General features: G+C 68.1%; 20 protein-coding genes. 13 read left to right on the top strand and 7 right to left on the bottom strand.

Annotated elements, in window-relative coordinates; all coding sequences use genetic code 11:
• Positions 1-111 precede the first annotated feature (111 nt).
• Positions 112-2,205, bottom strand: a complete 2,094-nt coding sequence (locus IAE41_RS08410; protein WP_200732777.1) for a M13-type metalloendopeptidase — start codon at positions 2,203-2,205, stop codon at positions 112-114.
• A gap of 103 nt (positions 2,206-2,308) precedes the next feature.
• On the opposite strand from IAE41_RS08410, the gene IAE41_RS08405 reads away from it, so the two are divergent.
• Positions 2,309-2,728, top strand: a complete 420-nt coding sequence (locus IAE41_RS08405) for a hypothetical protein (RefSeq protein WP_200732776.1) — start codon at positions 2,309-2,311, stop codon at positions 2,726-2,728.
• 214 nt (positions 2,729-2,942) lie between these two features.
• On the opposite strand, the gene gpmA is transcribed toward IAE41_RS08405, so the two are convergent.
• A complete protein-coding gene (gene gpmA, locus IAE41_RS08400) occupies positions 2,943-3,692 on the bottom strand; it encodes a 2,3-diphosphoglycerate-dependent phosphoglycerate mutase (protein ID WP_079221191.1) in 750 nt (249 codons plus the stop codon).
• A gap of 94 nt (positions 3,693-3,786) precedes the next feature.
• On the opposite strand from gpmA, the gene nfi reads away from it, so the two are divergent.
• Positions 3,787-4,476 (top strand): deoxyribonuclease V, encoded by a 690-nt coding sequence (gene nfi, locus IAE41_RS08395; RefSeq protein ID WP_200732775.1) that lies wholly within the window; start codon positions 3,787-3,789, stop codon positions 4,474-4,476.
• 40 nt (positions 4,477-4,516) lie between these two features.
• On the opposite strand, the gene IAE41_RS08390 is transcribed toward nfi, so the two are convergent.
• Positions 4,517-5,470 carry a cation diffusion facilitator family transporter gene (locus IAE41_RS08390; protein ID WP_200732774.1) on the bottom strand — a complete coding sequence of 318 codons (954 nt, stop codon included), beginning with the start codon at positions 5,468-5,470 and terminating at the stop codon, positions 4,517-4,519.
• A 201-nt stretch (positions 5,471-5,671) separates the two neighbouring features.
• Here IAE41_RS08390 and IAE41_RS08385 point away from each other — a divergent pair, with 201 nt between their 5' ends.
• The gene (locus tag IAE41_RS08385; protein WP_200732773.1) at positions 5,672-7,087 is read left to right on the top strand and encodes a GGDEF domain-containing protein; all 1,416 of its coding nucleotides are present in this window, start codon (positions 5,672-5,674) and stop codon (positions 7,085-7,087) included.
• On the opposite strand, the gene IAE41_RS08380 is transcribed toward IAE41_RS08385, so the two are convergent.
• On the bottom strand, positions 7,088-8,278 hold the full coding sequence (locus tag IAE41_RS08380) for an MFS transporter (RefSeq protein WP_200732772.1): 1,191 nt from the start codon (positions 8,276-8,278) through the stop codon (positions 7,088-7,090).
• An 83-nt stretch (positions 8,279-8,361) separates the two neighbouring features.
• Here IAE41_RS08380 and IAE41_RS08375 point away from each other — a divergent pair, with 83 nt between their 5' ends.
• From IAE41_RS08375 to map, 9 genes are all read left to right on the top strand, one after another.
• On the top strand, positions 8,362-8,790 hold the full coding sequence (locus IAE41_RS08375; RefSeq protein ID WP_200732771.1) for a helix-turn-helix domain-containing protein: 429 nt from the start codon (positions 8,362-8,364) through the stop codon (positions 8,788-8,790).
• A gap of 96 nt (positions 8,791-8,886) precedes the next feature.
• Entirely contained in the window at positions 8,887-9,222 is a 336-nt protein-coding gene (locus IAE41_RS08370) for a hypothetical protein (RefSeq protein WP_200732770.1), read from the top strand.
• The gene (locus IAE41_RS08365; RefSeq protein WP_200732769.1) at positions 9,219-10,799 is read left to right on the top strand and encodes a PepSY-associated TM helix domain-containing protein; all 1,581 of its coding nucleotides are present in this window, start codon (positions 9,219-9,221) and stop codon (positions 10,797-10,799) included. Before IAE41_RS08370 ends, IAE41_RS08365 begins: the two co-directional genes overlap by 4 nt.
• Positions 10,796-11,095 (top strand): DUF3325 domain-containing protein, encoded by a 300-nt coding sequence (locus IAE41_RS08360; RefSeq protein ID WP_200732768.1) that lies wholly within the window; start codon positions 10,796-10,798, stop codon positions 11,093-11,095. The genes IAE41_RS08365 and IAE41_RS08360 overlap by 4 nt, the downstream gene beginning before the upstream one ends.
• Positions 11,096-11,116: 21 nt before the next feature.
• Complete coding sequence (locus IAE41_RS08355; protein WP_200732767.1) at positions 11,117-13,324, top strand: TonB-dependent siderophore receptor; 2,208 nt, start codon at positions 11,117-11,119, stop codon at positions 13,322-13,324.
• A gap of 138 nt (positions 13,325-13,462) precedes the next feature.
• Positions 13,463-14,590 (top strand): metallophosphoesterase, encoded by a 1,128-nt coding sequence (locus IAE41_RS08350; RefSeq protein WP_200732766.1) that lies wholly within the window; start codon positions 13,463-13,465, stop codon positions 14,588-14,590.
• A 107-nt stretch (positions 14,591-14,697) separates the two neighbouring features.
• Positions 14,698-15,057 (top strand): VOC family protein, encoded by a 360-nt coding sequence (locus tag IAE41_RS08345; protein WP_200732765.1) that lies wholly within the window; start codon positions 14,698-14,700, stop codon positions 15,055-15,057.
• A gap of 68 nt (positions 15,058-15,125) precedes the next feature.
• Complete coding sequence (locus tag IAE41_RS08340) at positions 15,126-15,338, top strand: ParD-like family protein (protein ID WP_079221179.1); 213 nt, start codon at positions 15,126-15,128, stop codon at positions 15,336-15,338.
• Between the two features lie 10 nt (positions 15,339-15,348).
• A complete protein-coding gene (gene map, locus IAE41_RS08335) occupies positions 15,349-16,137 on the top strand; it encodes a type I methionyl aminopeptidase (RefSeq protein WP_200732778.1) in 789 nt (262 codons plus the stop codon).
• Between the two features lie 32 nt (positions 16,138-16,169).
• Here map and IAE41_RS08330 read toward each other — a convergent pair whose 3' ends face one another.
• Together IAE41_RS08330 and IAE41_RS08325 are read right to left on the bottom strand one after the other, a co-directional pair.
• Positions 16,170-16,736, bottom strand: a complete 567-nt coding sequence (locus IAE41_RS08330) for a hypothetical protein (RefSeq protein ID WP_200732764.1) — start codon at positions 16,734-16,736, stop codon at positions 16,170-16,172.
• A 45-nt stretch (positions 16,737-16,781) separates the two neighbouring features.
• Positions 16,782-17,396: a LysE/ArgO family amino acid transporter gene (locus IAE41_RS08325; protein ID WP_108746245.1), complete on the bottom strand. Its 615-nt coding sequence runs from the start codon at positions 17,394-17,396 to the stop codon at positions 16,782-16,784.
• 105 nt (positions 17,397-17,501) lie between these two features.
• On the opposite strand from IAE41_RS08325, the gene IAE41_RS08320 reads away from it, so the two are divergent.
• Positions 17,502-18,395 carry a LysR family transcriptional regulator ArgP gene (locus tag IAE41_RS08320; protein WP_200732763.1) on the top strand — a complete coding sequence of 298 codons (894 nt, stop codon included), beginning with the start codon at positions 17,502-17,504 and terminating at the stop codon, positions 18,393-18,395.
• A gap of 24 nt (positions 18,396-18,419) precedes the next feature.
• Here IAE41_RS08320 and IAE41_RS08315 read toward each other — a convergent pair whose 3' ends face one another.
• Positions 18,420-18,971, bottom strand: a complete 552-nt coding sequence (locus tag IAE41_RS08315) for a hypothetical protein (RefSeq protein WP_200732762.1) — start codon at positions 18,969-18,971, stop codon at positions 18,420-18,422.
• Between the last annotated feature and the right edge of the window lie 72 nt (positions 18,972-19,043).

Here is a 19,043-nt window from a genome sequence, read left to right as displayed (position 1 = left end):
CGCGCTGCGCGCGATAGTCGACCAGCGGTCGACTCTACCGGGTCACCGTTCCGCCATACAAAAGGCCCGGCTTTCGCCGGGCCTTCTGCATCACGCATCACGTGCGATCGATTACCAGATCACGACGCGCTTGTCGTCGGCGCGCACCATCGCATCGCCTGCCTTGCACTGGAACGCAGCGGCGAAGGACGGCATGTTCGACGGTGCACCGTTGGCGCGGAAGTTGGCCGGTGCGTGCGGATCGGTGTTCAGGCGCACGCGCAGTTCGCCATCGGTGAAGTTGCGGCGCCACACGGTGGCCCAGTTCATGAAGAAGCGCTGGTCCTGGCTGTGGCCATCGACGTCGACATTCGCCTTCGGGTCTTCCTTCAGGGCCATCTGCAGCGCGTCGTAGGCCACGGTCAGGCCGCCCAGGTCACCGATGTTCTCGCCCAGGGTCAGCTTGCCCTTCACGAACACGCCCGGCACCGACTCGTAGCCGTCGAACTGCGCGACCAGCTTGTCGGTGCGCTCGGTGAAGGCCTTGCGGTCGCCGTCGGTCCACCAGTTGTCGAAGTTGCCGTTGGCGGCGAACTGACTGCCCGAATCGTCGTAGCCGTGCATCATCTCGTGGCCGATGACCGCACCGATGCCGCCGTAGTTCAGCGCCGGATCGGCCTTGGCGTCGAAGAACGGCGCCTGCAGGATCGCTGCCGGGAACACGATCTCGTTCTTGGTCGCGTTGTAGTAGGCGTTGACGGTCTGCGGGGTCATGCCCCACTCGGTCTTGTCCACCGGCTTGCCGATCTTGTCCAGCATGTAGCGGTAGTTGAACGCGCGTGCCGCCTGCATGTTGCCCAGGTAGCTGTCACCGTTGGTCTGCAGGCCCGCCCAGTCACGCCACTTGTCGGGGTAGCCGATCTTCGGGGTGAAGCTGGCCCACTTTTCCAGTGCCTTCTTCTTGGTTTCCTCGCCCATCCACGGCAGCTGCTCCAGGCGCGCCTTCAGCGCCTCCGACAGGTTTTCCACCAGGTGCTGCATGGCGACCTTCGATTCGGCCGGGAACACGGCGTCGACGTACAGCTGGCCCAGGGCTTCACCCATGCCACCGTTCACCGATTCCAGCACGCGCTTCCAGCGCGGCTGCATTTCCTTCTGGCCACGCAGGGTGGTGCCGTAGAAATCGAAGTTGGCCTTCTCGAACTGGCTGCTCAGGTACGGCGAGGCGTCGTCGATGGTGTGGAAACGCAGGTAAGCCTGCCAGGTGCTGGCCGGCACGTCGGCCAGCATCTTGTCCATTTCACCGAAGAAGCCCGGCTGGGCCAGCGAGAACTTCTGCGCGGCCGGCACCTTCAGGGTGTCAAACAGCGCGGTCCAGCTGAAGTTCGGGGTCAGCTTGTCGGCGTCGGCAGCGCTGAGCGGGTTGTAGCGCTTGGCCGGGTCGCGCATTTCGATACGCGACATCGATGCCTTGGCCAGGCGGGTCTCGAAGGCCATCACGGCCTTGGCCTGCTCGGCGGCCTGCGCAGCGTCCATGCCAGACAGGGTCAGCACCTGGGCGATGTAGGCCACGTAGGCGTCACGGATCTTGGCCTGCGATTCGTCGAAGTAGTAGCCCTTTTCCGGCAGGCCCAGGCCGCCCTGGCCGACGTAGGCGATGACGTTGGCCGAATCCTTGTAGTCGGCGTTGCCGAACAGCGAGAACAGCACGCCCTTGCCTTCGGCCTGGCTGTCGCGCAGGTACTGGGTGATGGCGGCGGTGTCGTTCAGCGCAGCGATCTTGTCCAGCTGCGGCTGCAGCGGCGCCAGGCCGGCGGCCTCGATCTTGGCTTCGTCGTTGCCGGTCTTCCAGATGTCACCGATCTTGGCTTCCACCGAGCCGGCCTTGGCCTGGCTGGCGGCGGCCTGCTCGACCAGCGCGTGCTGCACTTCCAGCGAGCGCTCGCGCAGGATCTCGAAGCTGCCCCAGGTGGTCTGGTCGCCCGGCACCGGGTTGGCCTGCAGCCACTTGCTGTTGACGAAGCCATTGAGGTCGGTACAGGCGGCAATGGACGGGTCCAGATCGGCGCTGTTGAGCGAGATCAGCGGCGTCTTGATCTGCGACTGATCGAAGGCCGGCTTGGCATCGGCGGTGGCGGCCGGCGCGATTTCGTTCTTGCCACAGGCGGCCAGCGAAGCAGCGATGGCGATGGTCAGGCCCAGCGGGACCAGGTTGCGGACGTTCATGGAGTCTCTCTCCGACGGCGAATCGTGCAGCGTAGCGGGCGCGGCGATGCCGGGGACCGGCCAAAGGTCACAGGGGAGATGCGGGCCGTTACCATGCCCTGCCATGACCATCATTACCCTCGCCACGCCATCGGACGCTGCGCTGCGGCTCTACACCCTCCCCGGCCTGGTTGATCCAGGGCACTTGCCCGCCCCCCTTGCGGCCCGGATCGTGGAGGCTCCAGCGGGGCACCTGCTTGCGTGGTCCGCAGCCGAAAACGGAATCGCGGGTTTCAGCCAGGACGGCCGCAGCCTGGTCCTGCCACTTCCGCTGCTGGGCGCCGGCATCGGCAGCATGCAACGGGCCAAGGGCAGTGGCTTCGTCACGCTGTTCGTGAAAACAGCCGACGCGGGCATGATCGAGGTCGTGGGCAGCCAGACGTTCCAACAGGCCGCGCTGGATCGATTGCTGGCGCAGCAGGCCGCACTGGGCGCGTTGCTGGGCTGCACACTGACCGTGGAAGACTGGGGTTACGACTGCTGACGGCGGTGCAGCGGCTCTCTGGGGAAACAGCAGCCGAGCATGGGCTCGACTCTACAAACAGCAGCCGAGCATGGGCTCGACTCTACAAACAGCAGCCGAGCATGGCTCGACTCTACAAACAGCAGCCGAGCATGGGCTCGGCTCTACAAACAGCAGCCGAGCATGGGCTCGGCTCTACAAAAAGCGAAAGGCCGGCTTGCGCCGGCCTTGTGCTTTATTTTGCCTTGCCCTGGTTGGCCACGGCTTCAGCGGCCTTGCGGGCGGCTTCCGGGTCGCCCAGGTAGCGGAACGACTTCACGGTCAGGTCGTCGTTCAGTTCGAACAGCAGCGGGATGCCGGTCGGGATGTTCAGCTCGAGGATCTCCTCGCGCGAGACGTTGTTGAGGTACTTGTACAGCGCGCGCAGCGAGTTGCCGTGGGCGGTGACCAGCACGGTCTTGCCCTCCTTCAGCTGCGGCGCGATGGCGTCGTGCCAGTACGGCAGCACGCGGTCCAGCGTGGTCGCCAGCGATTCGGTGCCCGGCAGTGCGTTGCGGTCCAGGCCGGCGTAGCGGCGGTCGTGGATCGGGTGGCCCGGATCTTCCAGCTCCATCGGCGGCGGCGGAATGTCGTACGAACGACGCCACACCTTGACCTGCTCTTCGCCGTGCTTGGCGGCGGTCTCGGCCTTGTCCAGGCCCTGCAGGCCACCATAGTGGCGCTCGTTCAGGCGCCAGGACTTGTTGACCGGCAGCCAGTCCTGGCCCAGTTCGGCCAGCGCACCCTGCAGGGTGTGGATGGCGCGCTTGAGCACCGAGGTGTGGGCGACGTCGAACTGCAGGCCCTCTTCGCGCATCAGGCGGCCGGCGTTGGCGGCCTCGCTGCGGCCCTGGTCGGTCAGGTCGACATCGACCCAGCCGGTGAAGCGGTTGTCCAGGTTCCACTGGCTCTGGCCGTGGCGCAACAGTACGAGTTTACGGGTCACTGCAGGATCTCCAACGCGAGGATAGGCAGGCGGACATTGTAGCCCCGGCCACGCTCACCGCGCCGTGGCAGCGGTCATGCCATGCTCCGGGCCGATGAAGACCGTGATCGATCCGGGCCATTGGCAAGGCAACGTCGCCGCCGCCCGCGCACACCAGGTGCAGCTGGCCAGCCGCGTCGAGCGCCAGGACCGGCTGCTGGCCGCGCCGCGCTGGGTGGCCGGGCTGGACGTGGGCTTCGAGGACAACGGCGCCATCACCCGCGCGGCCGCCGTGCTGCTCGATGCCACCACGCTGCAGCCGGTGGCGCAGGAAATCGCCCGCATTCCCACCGTCATGCCCTACATCCCGGGCCTGCTCAGCTTCCGCGAACTGCCGGCCCTGCTGGCCGCGCTGGCGCAGCTGCCACGCACCCCGGACCTGGTGTTCGTCGATGGCCATGGCATCAGCCACCCGCGGCGGCTGGGCGTGGCATCACATCTGGGCGTGGTGACCGACCTGCCGAGCATCGGCGTGGCCAAGTCGAAGCTGGTCGGCCGCTTCGAAGAACCCGGTGCCGAGCCCGGCGCGCATGCGCGGCTGCTGCAGGGGGATGAACAGCTGGGCTGGGTGCTGCGCAGCAAGGCCCGCTGCAAGCCGTTGTTCGTGGCGGGCGGCCACCGGGTCAGCGCCGATACCGCGCTGGCCTGGGTGCAGCGCACGCTGCGCGGCTATCGCCTGCCCGAACCAACCCGCCTGGCCGACCGCCTGGCCTCGCGCCGCGATGAGGGTAGGGTCGACGGGTAGAGGCGACTCTACCCAGCCGACGAGACCCAGTCGGGATCTGTTACCGGTGCACGTGGCCATGATGACCCTGTACATCATGGTCATGATCGTGCTCGTGCCTGGCCGGCTCCCCGCACGCTTCGCCGCAGTGGTCAGCCTCGATCTGCAGGGTCACATGATCGATGCCGAACTCCTCGTGCAGGCGTCCGCCCAGTTCACGGCGCAGCGCGTCGGCGTCGGTGCCATCGCGCATCACCACGTGCGCGGTCAGCGCCGGGGTGCTTGATGCCAGTGCCCACACGTGCAGGTCGTGCACGTCCAGCACGGCGGAATGCGCACTCAAGCCTGCGCGCACCTTGGCCACATCGGTGCCCTTGGGCACGCCTTCCAGCAGTACGTTGATGGCTTCGCGCATCAGCACCCAGGTGCGCGGCAGCACCCACAGGCCGATCAGCACGGCAAGGATCGGATCGATCGGCTTCCAGCCGGTCCAGCGGATCAGCAGCGCGCCGACGATCACCGCCACCGAGCCCAGCATGTCGGCCCACACTTCCAGGTAGGCGCCTTTCACGTTGAGGCTTTCACCGCTGCCGGCCTGCAGCAGGCGCATCGAAATGAGGTTGATGACCAGGCCGATCGCTGCGATCACCAGCATGCCGGTCGATGCGATCTCCTGCGGCTGGCGGAAGCGCGCAATGGCTTCCCACAGGATGTAGCCGGCAACGACGAACAGCATTGCGCCATTGATCATCGCGCCCAGTGCTTCCAGCCGCGCATAGCCGTAAGTGCGTCGCGCATCCGGCGGGCGCCGGCTCAGCCGCACCGCCATCAGAGCGATCATCAGTGCCAACGTATCGGTGGCCATGTGCGCGGCATCGGACAGCAGGGCCAGGCTGTTGGTCCAGAACGCACCCACCACCTCCACCACCAGGAACGTGGTGGTCAGGCCGAGCGCCCACCACAACGGTTTCTCGTGGCGGATTTCCGATCGCAGGTGGTCGTGGTCGTGGCCCATGGCAAAGCTCCTGTGCAATGCGGTCAGGCTACGCGCGGTGGCCGCGGGAGACTATTACGCTGTTTATAACATTGCAGGCGTCGCCGCCCTGCCATCGATGCAGGCACGCTGCATGCCGCTTAAACTGCCGACTCGCCCCCCATCAACCGTACACCCGCGCTGCCGATACCGGTGGTTTGCCGTACGCCGCTGGATACCGACGTGGACACACCCCAACTGGATGAGGCCAGCCAACCGCTGGCCGACGCCTGGCAGCACTGCCTGCTGCAGGCTGGCCCCGCAGCGACCGCGCTGCTGCGGCAGGTCGCGCAGGATGCACCGCCCGCGCTGGCACAGCGCTTCTACGACGTCCTGCTGCAGGATGCGCGTGCGCGCCGCTTCCTGTCCCACGAGCAGGTGAAGGATCGCCTGCAGCCCGCCATGCAGCGCTGGCTGAACCAGTTGCTGTGCACCGATGCCGAAGGCGTGGCCATGGCGGTGGCCGCGCAGCGTGTGATCGGCGATGTCCATGCACGGGTCGGCAATCCCGTGGACCTCGTCACCCGCGGTGCGCGCGTGCTCAAGCACGAACTGTTCGTGCGCGTGCGTGGCCTGGCCAGTGATGCGGATACGGCATTCGCTGCCATCGATTGCCTCAGTGCAACCATGGACATCGCCATGGAAGGCATGACCCTGGCCTATACCCATGCCCGCGAGCGCTCATCGCGCGCCGATGCGGCATACCGCCTGTTCTCGCTGGTGCAGAACGTGAGCACCGAACGCGAGCGCCAGCGTGCACTGCTGCTGGACTGGGAAAACACCCTGTTGTACACCTTGGCCGGCCACACCTGCGATGGCGAAGGCGCGAGCCTGGCCACGTCCGAGTTCGGCCTGTGGTTCACCCACAAGGGCGTGCCCAGCTTCGGCGAAAGCAGCGAGACCCAGCAGGTGTCCCGCCTGGTCGCGCGCATCGACGCCTGCCTGGTGCGCGCCAAGAGCGATGACACCGCGCAGCGGCTGGCCGTGCTGCCGCCCATCCGCGAAGACCTGGCCACCATCCGCAGCCTGATGACGCTGCTGTTCGAGCGTATCGGCGAACTGGATGCGGGCAGCGATGCACTGACCAACCTGCTCAACCGCCGCTTCCTGCCGACCGTGCTGCGCCGGGAAATTGAGCTGGCCACGCGCAACCAGACACCTTTCTCGCTGCTGTTGCTGGACCTGGACCACTTCAAGGCGATCAACGATGGCCATGGCCACGACGCCGGTGACCGCGCGTTGCAGCACGTGGCCGCCCTGCTGGGGCAGCTGACCCGTGGCAGCGATTACCTGTTCCGCTACGGCGGCGAAGAGTTCGTGGTGGTGCTGGTGTCCGCCAGCGAATCGCAGGCGATGGTGATCGCTGAAAGCCTGCGGCGACAGATCGCGCAGTCGCCGGTCAGCCTGGCCAACGGCCAGCAGCTGGACCTCAGCGCCAGCATCGGCGTGGCCGCCCACGATGGCCACCCCGACTACGAGCGGCTGATGGCGCGTGCCGATGCGGCGATGTATGCCGCCAAGCGTGGCGGACGCAACCGGGTGGTGCTGGCTGATGCCACCCTGCCCGACGCACCCGGGCGCCGTGCCCTGCAACGCTGACTATCCCCTCCCGCCGCACGGCTGGCGGCGCAGGCGGCACAGCGCCCACCACAACAGCGCCAACGCCGCGATGCCGGCACCCAGCAGGCACACCGCGCCCCAGCCGTGGCGCGCCTGCACCCAGGTGCCGGCCGCCGCGCCACTGCCGCTGCCCACCGCATAGAACAGCATGTACAGCGCCACCAGGCGCCCATGCTGTTCAACCGGTGCGCGCAGCAGCAGTGCCTGGTTGGCCACGTGCAGTGCCTGCCCGCCCAGGTCCAGCAGCACCACGCCCAGCAGCAGCAACGCCAGCGAGTGCGGCAGCCCCAGCAGCGGCCACCACGCCGCCAGCATCAGCAGCAGCGCGGCCAGGCTGACACGCACCGCGAAACCACGATCCATCCAGTGGCCCACGCGCGCGGCCAGCAGCGCGCCAACAATGCCCGCCACGCCCAGTGCACCGATCGCGGCGGTGCACCAGTGCAACGGTGGCGCCGACAGCGGCAACGGCGCCGCCGCCCAGAACACGTTGAGGCCCGCAAACAGCAGCAGCGCCAGCGGCCCGCGCTCACGCAGCGCGCGGTCGTCGCGCAGCAGCGTGGCCATCGACGCCAGCAGCGCCCGCCATGAAGGTGGCATCGCTGGTAGCGGCAAGGCCGGCAGCCGCCGCCACAGCAGCAGTGCCAGCAGGGCCATCAGCACTGCCGAGAGCAGGTAGACCGCACGCCATCCGCCCACCGCGGCCACGCTGCCGGACAGCACACGCGCCGACAGCAGGCCGATGAACACCCCGCCCTGCACGACGCCAACCATGCGACCGCGCTGCGCGGCCGGCGCCAGCGTGGCCGTGTAGGCGATCAGGCCCTGGGTGAGTGCCGTACCCAGCAGCCCGGCCAGCAGCATGCCCGCCAGCAGCCAGGGTGCCGTGCGGGCGCTGGCCAGCAGCAGGAGCGCGGCCACCAGGGCCAGCAACTGCACGCGCAGCAGGCGCCGGCGGTCGCCGCGGTCCGCCAGCGGCAGCAGGCCGAGCAGGGCCAGCACGCTACCCACCTGGGTCGCGGCCAGCACCCCACCGGCGACGGCCGCATCCAGCGCGAACGCCTGCGCCAGCCGCTCCAGCAGGGGCTGGGCGTAGTAGACATTGGCCACGCTGGCGCCGGCGGCGACGGCCAGCAAGCCCAGCAATGGCCGCGATACGGGAGTGCTCATCAATGTGGTTGCATATCGAAACTGGATGCACGGTAGCGCCGCCGGTTTTAAACTGCAACCAGATTCCACACCCGGACGCCGCCATGCACGCCGACAGCCCCTGCCCCGTGGCCCGCAGTGCCGATCTGCTCGGCGACCGCTGGGCGCTGCTGGTCATCCGCGATGCCTTCGACGGCATCACCCGCTTCGGTGATTTCCAGCGCAGCCTCGGCGCCGCCCGCAACATCCTCAGCGACCGCCTGCGCCGGCTGGTGGAGGCCGGCCTGCTGGTGCAGCAGCCCGCCGCCGATGGCAGCGCCTACCAGGACTATGTGCTGACTGCCGCCGGGCGCGACCTGTTCCCGCTGCTGGTCGCCCTGCGCCAATGGGGCGAACGGCACCGTTTCGCCCCCGGCGAAGCGCATTCCACCCTGATCGAACGCGCCAGCGGCGCCGCCCTGCCCCACATGCGGCCGCAGGATGCCGCCGGCCGCGCCATCGCCCCCGAGCAGACGGTCGTTCGCAAGCTCTGACAGAAGGGCACACCCCCCGAATGGGGGACTCGACACAGCTACCGGTGTCAAATAGCATTCGCTCGCAATTGCAGACGATTCCTATTGACATCGGCTATGGCCGCACCCTCTTCCCCTCCTGCTGCCGGCACCGCGCCGGCCAAGCGCGTGCCGCGCGGTAACGGCCATGGCCTGCTGTGGGCCCGTGGCCTGCTCGGCCTGCTCGGTGGCTATGCCGTGGCCGCCTGCTGGGCCGCCGCACTGGCGCGCCTGCTGCCCGGCGCCAAGGCCGATGCCACCCTGGTCGCCACCATGGCCGCCTTCGTGGTCTACGCGCTGGCCGCGATCTGGGCCTATGCCGCACGCAGCACCCTGCGCGCCACGTTGGGCCTGCTGGTTGCCGGTGGCCTGGGCGCGCTGCTGGCCTGGCTGCTGCGCGGGGGCGTGGCATGAGCAATCTGGGTGGCATCCGCCAATCGCAATCGGTACTGCATACCTGGTCGGGCCTGGTGGTCGGCTGGGTGCTGTTCCTGATCTTCATTGCCGGCACCGCTGCGTACTGGAAGGAAGAACTGACCCGCTGGATGCAGCCGGAAATCGGCCTGCCCGCCAGCAGCGCCACGGCTGTCAGTCAGGCCCAGCAGTTCCTCGCCCGCACCGCGCCGGATGCGCAGCGCTGGAGCATCGAACTGCCCGACTCGCGCAGCAGCGCGACCGCCGTCAGCTGGCAGCCACAAGGCGAGAAGGAACGCCGCCGCGGCCAGCGCAACCCGAACCAGGCCACGCTGGATGCCGACGGCAAGCCGGTGCAGGTGCGCGAGACGCGCGGGGGCAACTTCTTCTATCGCCTGCACTTCGACCTGCACTACGTGCCGGTGCTGTGGGCGCGCTGGTTCATCAGCGCCTGCTCGATGCTGATGCTGATCGCGCTGATCAGCGGGGTCATCACCCACAAGAAGATCTTCACCGACTTCTTCACCTTCCGCCGGGCCAAGGGCCAGCGCAGCTGGCTGGACGGCCACAACGCACTGGCCGTGCTGTCGCTGCCGTTCCATCTGATGATCACCTACACCGGCCTGATCACCCTGATGACGCTGTACATGCCGTGGGCGGTGGATGCCAACTACCCCGGTGGCCGCGATGCGTTCTTCGCCGAACTGTTCCCGCGTGCGGAAAAAGTCGACGCCAGCGGCACCGCCGCGACCCCGCCGGCGCTGGCCGAAGTGCTGCGCCGTGCCGAAGTGCAGTGGGGCGGCGGCCATGCGGCCTCGCTGCAGATCGAACAGCCTGGCGATGCAGCGATGCGCATCAGCGTGCGCCGCCAACAGGGCGACCAGATCGCTGGCGCTGCCGACACGCTGGCCTTCGATGCGCGCGGCAACCTGCTGGATGCGGCGCCGCCGCGTTCGGCCGCCGTCATCACCCGCGACGGCATGATCGGCCTGCATGCCGCGCGCTTCGCACCCACCACGATGCGCTGGCTGTTCTTCCTTTCCGGCGTCGCAGGCACGCTGATGGTGGCCACCGGGCTGGTGCTGTGGACGGTGAAGCGGCGCACCCAGCTGCCGGATCCGGCGCGCCCGCACCTCGGCTTCCGCATCGTCGAACGCCTGAACATCGGCTTCGTCACCGGCCTGCCGGTGGCGATGATCGCCTTCCTGTGGGGCAACCGCCTGCTGCCGCTGGACGTGGCCAACCGCAGCGATGCCGAGGTGAAGGTGTTCTTCTACGCCTGGGCCGCCTGCGTGGTGCACGCGATGCTGCGCGCGCCGCGTCGCGGCTGGGTCGAGCAGCTGGCGCTGGCCGGCGTGCTGGCGCTGGGCCTGCCGTTCTACAACCTGGTGGCCTGGCACGGTGGCGCGCTGTCCGCGCTTGCTGCCGGGGATGGCGCCAAGGCCGGCATCGACATCGGCCTGCTGCTGATCGGCGCCGGCCTGCTGTGGGCCGCGCGCAAGGTGCACCGTTTCGTTCCGGCGCAGCGCAAGCCCCGCACCGCACGCGCCACCACGCCGGCCGAGGCGGGCGCATGAGCGTGCTCGCCCTGCTGTTGGCGGCCGCCGCCTTTGCCTGCCTGGCCATGGCAATGGAACGCCACCACCGCGATGTGGCCGGCCATGCGCCGCCCACGCCGCGCCGTCGCCTGCTGCAGGGGCTGGGCGTGCTCGGGCTGGCCGCCAGCCTGCTGGCCAGCATCGCCGCCTGGGGCATTGCACAGGGGTTTGTTGGTTGGTGCGGCGTGCTCGCCGCCGGTGCCGGGGCGATGGTGCTCTGGCTCAGTTTCCGCAACCCGGCCAAGCCGGCGCCACGCCCGTCTTCCCGTTCCTGATCCAGAAACCGAGGTTCCATCATGAAGCAGCCTTCGCCTGGCGCCCTGCGCCGGAACGCCCTTGCCTTGTCGCTCGCCTGCGCCGCTGCGCCGGCCTTCGCCCAGGACAGCGCGCCGACCACCACCGAACTGGACCGGGTGATGGTCACCCAGCGCACCGAGGGCTACCAGGTCTATGGCACCAACACTGCCACCAAGCTGCCGCTGACCCTGCGCGAAACCCCGCAGTCGCTGACCGTGTTCACCCGCCAGCGCATCGAGGATTTCAACCTCATCACCATTTCCGAGGTGCTGCAGCAGACCCCGGGCGTCACCATCCAGTCCTATGACAGCAACCGCACGCTGTTCAATGCGCGTGGCTTTGCCATCAACAACTTCATGTTCGATGGCATCCCCACCAACTACACCACCGGTGCGGGCGGCAATTCGATCCTCAGCGATACCTCCATCTACGAGCGCATCGAAGTGGTGCGCGGCGCCAGCGGCCTGGTCACCGGCTCGGGCAATCCGTCGGCCACGGTGAACATGGTGCGCAAGCGCCCGACCGAAACCTTCCAGGCCAGCACCAGCCTCAGCGCCGGTTCGTGGGACTACAAGCGTGCCGAAGTGGATGTGTCCGGTCCGCTCAGCAAGGGCGGCCGCGTGCGGGGTCGCTTCGTCGGCGCCTACACCGACAAGGAAAGCTGGGTGCGCTTCCAGCATGACAAGTCACCCAGCCTGTATGGCGTCATCGAAGCCGACCTGACCGACAGCACCCGCCTGCGCGCCGGCATCGACCACCTGAAGACCGGCTCCGATGGCGGCGCATGGAGCGCCTCGCCGCTGTACTTCCGCGACGGCACGCGTGCGCACATGCCGCGTTCCTACAGCGCCGCGGCGCGCTGGAACGAATGGAACCGCGAGAGCACCAACTACTTCGCCACCCTGGAACAGCAGCTCGGCGCCGGCTGGAGCGGCCGCCTGGCCTACAACCACCGCGCCACCGACACCGACTCGCTGCTGCTGGCCGGTTCCAACACCGGCAACTGGGCCGATGCCGTGACCGGGCTGGGCCTGCGCATCGCCGATACCTACTCGGTGTCCGAGACGCGCGAGGATGCCTTCGACCTCTACGCCTCCGGCCCGTTCCAGCTGTTCGGCCGTTCGCATGAGCTGGTGGTAGGCATCAACCACTACGACCGCGACCTGGACACCATCCGCGCCGGCATCACCTCGCGTCCGTACAACGTCAACGCGTTCCCCAGCATCTACCAGTGGGACGGCAACATCGGCAGGCCGACCACCTTCAACTACGGCATTCCGTCGAACACGGTGAACACCACCGAAACCGGCTACTACGCCGCCGTGCGCCTGAACCCGATCGACCCGCTGAAGATCATCGCCGGTGCGCGCTATTCCGATTACCGCACCACCACCGACAACTACGACGTCAACGGTGTGTTCACCAGCCGCAGCGCGCGCAACACCGCGCACGAGCTGACCCCTTACGTGGGCGTGCTGTACGACCTCAGCAGCAGCATCACCGCCTTCGCCAGCTATTCGGACGTGTTCCAGGCCACCGCGCGCCGCGACATCAACAACCAGCTGCTCGACCCGACCACCGGCGGCAACTACGAGTACGGCCTGAAGGGAGAGTTCTTTGGCGGACGCCTGTACACCGCGTTGAACGGCTTCTACATGAAGCAGGACAACGTGGCCGAGCTGGACCCGAACGGCGGCGAGATCAAGCTGCCCGATGGCAGCTCGCCCTACATCGCCAGCAAGGGCATCACCACCCAGGGCGGCGAGTTTGAAGTGTCCGGCTCGATCACCGACCACTGGAGCATGACCGGCGGCTACACCTACAGCTACAGCAGCAACCCCGATGGCAGCCGCTTCGCCAGCACCAGCCCGATGCACCTGGCACGCTTCAACACCACTTACAGCCACGGCCAGTGGACGGTCGGCGGCGGCGTCAGCGTGCAGAGCGAGATCTACCAGATGCAGCCGATCCCCACCGGCCGCTTCAATGCCAACGGCACCCCGGTCACTGCAACCGGCAAGATGAGCCAGGGCGGCTACGTGCTGTTCGACCTGATGGGCCGCTACCGCATCAACGACAACCTCAGCGTGGGCGTGACGGTCACCAACCTGTTCGACAAGGTCTACTACCGCAACGTCGGCTTCTTCAACGCGGGCTACTGGGGCGAGCCGCGCCGGGTGCTGTTCAACCTGCGCGCGAAGTTCTGATGCCACCGTGCGGCGCCGGCCACCCGACTCCGCACAGTGACCCCCCACCTTCGGCGCATGCTGCCGGGGTGGGCATCGGCGTAGCATCACGGGCGGGCCTTCGGGCCCGCCTTTTTGTTGCCCGCCGAGGAACCGCCCATGCTGCACCGCCGCCTGCTCCACCCTGCCCTGCTGCTGTTGCCGCTGGCCCTGCTGGGCGCACCGTCGCTGCAGGCACGCGAGGTGGCCGCGCCGGCCGAGCATGTCGATGCCGATGGCCCCTACGTGTTCCGCGTCGGCGACCAGCTGCGGGCGAAGTGGATCTGCGGCGACCAGGTGCAGATGCGCACCCTGCCCGCCCAAGCCAGCGGTACCGACATCACGCCGCAGTGCGGCTACGGCCACAGCGTGCATGTGATGCCGCCGGTGGCGCCCTCGGTGTCGGTGCTGCCGGCCACGCCGCGTATCGTTGCGGTGTCCGACATCCATGGCCAGTACGGCCTGCTGGTGCGCCTGCTGCGCGCCAACAAGGTGATCGATGCGCAGGACCAGTGGGCGCTGGGCAAGGACACGCTGGTGATTGCCGGTGATGTGTTCGACCGTGGCCCGCAGGTGACCGAAGCGTTCTGGCTGCTGTACGGGCTGCAGCAGCAGGCCGCCGCAGCCGGTGGCGCGGTGCATTTCGTGCTGGGCAACCACGAGACCATGGTGCTGTACGACGACCTGCGCTACGTCAATCCCAAGTACCTGCGCAGCGCGCAGCTGCTGGGCCGCAGCTACCCGCAGCTCTATGGAGCCGATTCGGTGATCGGCCAGTGGCTGCGCACCCGCCCGGTGCTGCTGAAGATCGGCGACACCCTGTTCCTGCACGGCGGCATCTCGCCCGACGCCGTGCAGCTGGCGCTGCAGCCGGCCGCGACCAATGCCGCCTACCAGGCCTCGCTGGGCACGCCCAAGGCCGAGGTGAAGGCCAACCCGGCCACGGCGCCGCTGTATGACGGCAAGACCAGCCCGATCTGGTACCGCGGCTACTTCGATGGGCGCCTGGACAGCAACGGCGTGCAGGCCGTGCTTGATCAGCTGCAGCTGAAGCGGATCGTGGTCGGCCACACTTCGATGCCGCATGTGAGCAGCTTCCATGGTGGCCGCGTGATCGCCATCGACAGCAGCATCAAGAACGGCGAGAACGGCGAACTGCTGTTCATCGAGAACGGCACGCTCAGCCGCGGCCTGCTGGACGGTACGCGGGTGCCGCTGGCTGAAGGCGTGCCCGGCCTGGATGACTGAGCCCGAGCAAGCTCAACTGCCGTTGGCATTGGTAGAGTCGAGCTTGCTCGACTGCTTTTGATCGGATAGTCGAGCAAGCTCGACTCTACCCATCAGGAACCGCCGCCATGCCCCAGACCGTCATCCCGCAGCTGCGCATGCTGCACGCCGACACCAGCCTGCCGTTCTACGTGCAGGGCCTGGGGTTCTCCGTCGACTGGGAACACCGCTTCGGGCCGGGCATGCCGCTGTTCGCCCAGCTCACCCGCGATGGCCAGACCCTGTTCCTCAGCGAACATGCCGGTGACTGCCAGCCCGGCGGCGCGGTGTACTTCAAGATCGATGACGTGGACGCGGTGTTCCGCGCGTTCAGTGCCGCCGGCGTGCCCATCCCGCAGCCGCCGCACGATACCGACTGGGGCACCCGCGAAATGCTGCTGGTCGACCCGGACGGCAACCGCCTGCGCTTTGCGACCCACAGCGACTGAACGGCGGGGACTTGAGTGGGAATATATGAACCATATATGCTTCATATATTCCCCATCGAGAACCCGCCATGGGCATCGTCAACATCGATGACACCCTGCACGACCAGCTGCGTCGTGCCTGCACCGTCTCCAGCCGCTCCATCAACGCCCAGGCCAACTTCTGGATCCGGGTCGGCATGCTGTGCGAACTCAACCCGACCCTGAGCTTCCAGGACATCGTCGCCAGCGAGCTGCGCGCGGCCGGCGTGCAGCCGCCGCTGCTGCCAGCGGGCCAGGCCTGAGCCGATGGCCATCATCAAGCGCCCCGACGAGATCGCGCTGATGGCCGAATCGGGCCGCCTGCTTGCGCAGGTATTCGCCGCACTCGACGCCCTGCCGCTGGAAGGCCGCAGCACGATGGACATCAACGACTTCGTTGAACGGATGATCGTCGACGAACTGCACGCGCGGCCCGCCAGCAAAGGCCAGTACGGCTTTCCGTACGTGCTCAATACCTCCATCGACAATGTCATCTGCCACGGCGTGCCCAGCCACGATGACGTGCTGCGCAGCGGGCAGATCGTCAACCTCGACATCACCCTGGAAAAGAACGGCTACATCGCCGATTCCAGCACCACCTACCCGGTGGGCGAGATCGACTACGCCGCACGCAAGCTGGTCAAGGTGGCCTACCAGGCCATGTGGAAAGGCATCGCCGAGGTGCGTCCCGGCGCGCGCCTGGGCGACATCGGCCATGCCATTGCCCGCCACGCGCGCAGCCATGGCTACAGCGTGGTGAAGGAGTACTGCGGCCACGGCATCGGCCAGGAGATGCACGAAGACCCGCAGATCCTGCATTACGGCCACGCCGGCACCGGCATGGAACTGCAGGAGGGCATGGTGTTCACCATCGAGCCGATGCTCAACCAGGGCAAGCCGGCCATCCGCCAGCTGCCGGACGAATGGCCGGTGTACACCCGCGATGGCAAGCTGTCGGCGCAGTTCGAACACACCGTGGCGGTGACCGCACAGGGCGTGCGCGTACTGACCCTGCGCCCGGGCGAGACGCCACTGTGTGCGATTGACCAGGCAGAGCACTGACACCCCAGGGTGGCGGAAGCGGCCGGGAACCCTTAGAACGTGCGCGTACAGACCAGGATCGAACGATTGGCATCGGCCGGGTCGGCCATCAGCTCAGGGGCCGTGCCAGCGTCGGAGGCGGGCGAGGGCGGGAAGCCGCCGCCCAGCTGCTGGCGCAGGATGGATCGCGCGGTTGCGGCATCCTGCTGCAGGTAGAGCGCCACGCTGGGCAGGCCGCCGGTGCCGGGCAGCGCCATGCGCTGCACCGTAAGCCCACGGTAGCTTTCGTCCATGCAGAAATAATAGAAGTCGGCGTCACGCCCGCAGGCGGCCCCGGGATGGGCGCGGAACCAGTCCGTATCCGGCGCCGTGGCCACCTGCCCCGGAAGATCGTTGACGAACAGGCCCTCATAGCGGCACTGATGGAAGCCTGCCAGCATGCGCGCGAAAGCGGGATCACCTGCCGCCGCAGCCACCGTATCGGCGGGCACGGAAACAGACGGCGGTGGGTGCGCGCCGCACGCCGACAACAGCGCACCGGCCAGCAGCATCAGCGGCAGTGCACGCCGCGACAACGGACCCCGCATGCCGCCCATGCCGGAAGCAACGTCCGGATGCATCAGAACACCTCCCTCGGACCGGAACATCCGGGCTGTGGATGCAGCCTAAAGCGGACGCAGCAGCAACAGCAATGCCAGGCCCGCCATGAACAAGGCAATGCCGGCATCCAGCACGCGCCACGCGTTCGGGTTGCGGAACAGCGGCTGCAACAGGCGCGCGCCATAGCCCAGCGCGCAGAACCAGAGCACGCTGGCCACGCTGGCGCCGGCCGCGAATGCCCAGCGCAGGTCGCCGGGGTAGCGCGTGGACAGGCTGCCCAGCAGCACCACCGTATCAAGGTAGACGTGCGGGTTGAGCAGGGTGAAGGCCAGGCAGGCCAGCAGCACCTGGCGCCGGTTGCCGCCGTCGCTGCGGGCGGCCGCCAATGCGCTGCCGCCGCGCCACGCGCGCACGCCGGCCTGCAGGCCATACCAGCCCAGGAACGCCGCACCGCCGAAGCGCAGCACCTGCAGCAGCAGCGGCCACTGCAGCACCAGCGCGCCCATCCCGCCGACACCGGCCAGTATCAGCGCGATGTCCGCGCCCATGCACGCCAGCACCACCGTGCCCACGTAGCGGCGCTGCAGCCCCTGGCGCAGGACGAAGGCATTCTGGGCGCCGATGGCGATGATCAGGCCGGCGCCTGCGAACAGGCCGGCCAGGGCCGCGGTGAACCACATGGGGACGGGCATCCAGCAGGAAGGGACGCGCAGGGTGCAGCCCACGGCCGATTAAGGCCAGCTGGTTTTTCTTTATCCTGTGCAGGAAAACTGAAGAGGCCCGGCATGGACCTGGTACACCCGCAACTGGCCGCCTTTGCTGCGGTGCTGGAAGAAGGCAGTTTCGAGGCCGCCGCGCGCCGGCTGGCGATCAGCCCGTCTGCGCTGTCGCAGCGGATCAAGGCGCTGGAGGACCGCTTGGGCCAGGTGCTGCTGGTACGCCAGGCGCCGTGCCGGCCTACCGCCGCCGGTGAAATCCTGCTGCGCAGCGTGCGGCCCATGCAGGCGCTGCAGAGCGAAGCGCTGGCCGAGCTGCTGCCCGAGCGTGGCAACGATGCCACCCGCACGCCGATCCCGCTGGCGGTCAACGATGATTCGCTGGATACGTGGTTCGTCGCCGCCATCGCCGACCTGCACCAGCGCCATGGCTACCTGTTCGACCTGCGCATGGACGACCAGGACCACACCCTGGAACTGCTGCGCGATGGCAGCGTGCTTGGCGCGGTCACCGCCGAGGGGCGCGCACTGAAGGGCTGCAACGTGCATCCGCTGGGCGCGATGCGCTACCACGCCATCGCATCACCGGCATTCGCACGCCGCTGGTTCAACAAGGGCATGCAGGCCGATGCGCTGGCCGTGGCGCCGATGATCGTGTTCAACCGCAAGGACGAACTGCAGGCACGCTTCATGCGCCGCCTGACCCGCGCACGGCTGCAGCCACCGGTGCACTACCTGCCCTCCTCCACCGGCTTCGTCGAAGCCGCCGCGCGTGGACTGGGCTGGTGCCTGGCCCCGGAAACACTGATCGCGCCGGCGCTGGCCGAGCGCAGGGTGACCGTGCTGGAGCCACGCCGCTGGCTGGACGTCCCGCTGTTCTGGCAGCACGCCGCCGTGCGCTCGAGCACGCTGCAGCACATCACCCAGGCCCTGCGCAGCGCAGCGGAAGGCAACCTGCGCTGAGCCCATGGCGCGCACGCCACAGGCTCAGCAGGCGATCCAGTAGTCGATCTGGAACAGGCGTCCCTCGCCGTCGAAGCGCAGGTCGTAGCGTTCTTCGGTCAGCCCGCGCGGGTCCGGGGTGACATGCACCGTGTCACCGCTGCGGTGCGCGCGTGGCACCTGTTGCAGCACATCGGCAGGCGATGTGCGCGCGCCGATCTGCGTGCCATTGGCCAACAGCAGCGCGCCCTCCCGGCCCACGTCGAAGCGACGCAGCACCGCGGTGCGGCCGTCGCTTTCCCACGCCTGCCCCGCCCAGCCCAGCAGCTGGATATCACCCTCGTCGTAGGCGCTGCCGCACTCGTAGGGCGAGGGTTCGCGCTGCGAGGGCGTGCCCAGTGCCTGCAGCACGCGTGGCAACGGCACGCGTTGGCCATGCGCCAGCCGTCCGCTGCCCTGCACCTGCATGCCGATGATGGCCGGGCCGGTGTGCGCCGCCACATCCGTGGCAGCGGCCCACCCCCATGGCAGTACGAGCAGCAGCGCGCAGGCCAGCCACAGGTGGGCACGGCGGCATTTCCAGTGGCAACCCTGCATCGCGCGCTCCTGTCCGCGTAGCGGCAACCACTGTAGCGCGCGCCGCACCTACAACGGCTTCACGGCATATCC

It is taken from the genome of Stenotrophomonas sp. S39 (assembly GCF_016624665.1).
Taxonomy (GTDB): domain Bacteria; phylum Pseudomonadota; class Gammaproteobacteria; order Xanthomonadales; family Xanthomonadaceae; genus Stenotrophomonas.
The sequence above is the reverse complement of the archived record's forward strand: the minus strand, read 5'-3'. Positions and strand labels throughout refer to the sequence as shown.

Coding starts and splice junctions, on each gene's coding strand:
- IAE41_RS08410 (WP_200732777.1), bottom strand. CDS start 2,205: ATGAACGTCCGCAACCTGGTCCCGCTGGGCCTGACCATCGCCATCGCT.
- IAE41_RS08405 (WP_200732776.1), top strand. CDS start 2,309: ATGACCATCATTACCCTCGCCACGCCATCGGACGCTGCGCTGCGGCTC.
- nfi (WP_200732775.1), top strand. CDS start 3,787: ATGAAGACCGTGATCGATCCGGGCCATTGGCAAGGCAACGTCGCCGCC.
- IAE41_RS08390 (WP_200732774.1), bottom strand. CDS start 5,470: ATGGGCCACGACCACGACCACCTGCGATCGGAAATCCGCCACGAGAAA.
- IAE41_RS08380 (WP_200732772.1), bottom strand. CDS start 8,278: ATGAGCACTCCCGTATCGCGGCCATTGCTGGGCTTGCTGGCCGTCGCC.
- IAE41_RS08375 (WP_200732771.1), top strand. CDS start 8,362: ATGCACGCCGACAGCCCCTGCCCCGTGGCCCGCAGTGCCGATCTGCTC.
- IAE41_RS08370 (WP_200732770.1), top strand. CDS start 8,887: ATGGCCGCACCCTCTTCCCCTCCTGCTGCCGGCACCGCGCCGGCCAAG.
- IAE41_RS08365 (WP_200732769.1), top strand. CDS start 9,219: ATGAGCAATCTGGGTGGCATCCGCCAATCGCAATCGGTACTGCATACC.
- IAE41_RS08360 (WP_200732768.1), top strand. CDS start 10,796: ATGAGCGTGCTCGCCCTGCTGTTGGCGGCCGCCGCCTTTGCCTGCCTG.
- IAE41_RS08355 (WP_200732767.1), top strand. CDS start 11,117: ATGAAGCAGCCTTCGCCTGGCGCCCTGCGCCGGAACGCCCTTGCCTTG.
- IAE41_RS08350 (WP_200732766.1), top strand. CDS start 13,463: ATGCTGCACCGCCGCCTGCTCCACCCTGCCCTGCTGCTGTTGCCGCTG.
- IAE41_RS08345 (WP_200732765.1), top strand. CDS start 14,698: ATGCCCCAGACCGTCATCCCGCAGCTGCGCATGCTGCACGCCGACACC.
- IAE41_RS08340 (WP_079221179.1), top strand. CDS start 15,126: ATGGGCATCGTCAACATCGATGACACCCTGCACGACCAGCTGCGTCGT.
- IAE41_RS08330 (WP_200732764.1), bottom strand. CDS start 16,736: ATGCATCCGGACGTTGCTTCCGGCATGGGCGGCATGCGGGGTCCGTTG.
- IAE41_RS08325 (WP_108746245.1), bottom strand. CDS start 17,396: ATGTGGTTCACCGCGGCCCTGGCCGGCCTGTTCGCAGGCGCCGGCCTG.
- IAE41_RS08320 (WP_200732763.1), top strand. CDS start 17,502: ATGGACCTGGTACACCCGCAACTGGCCGCCTTTGCTGCGGTGCTGGAA.
- IAE41_RS08315 (WP_200732762.1), bottom strand. CDS start 18,971: ATGCAGGGTTGCCACTGGAAATGCCGCCGTGCCCACCTGTGGCTGGCC.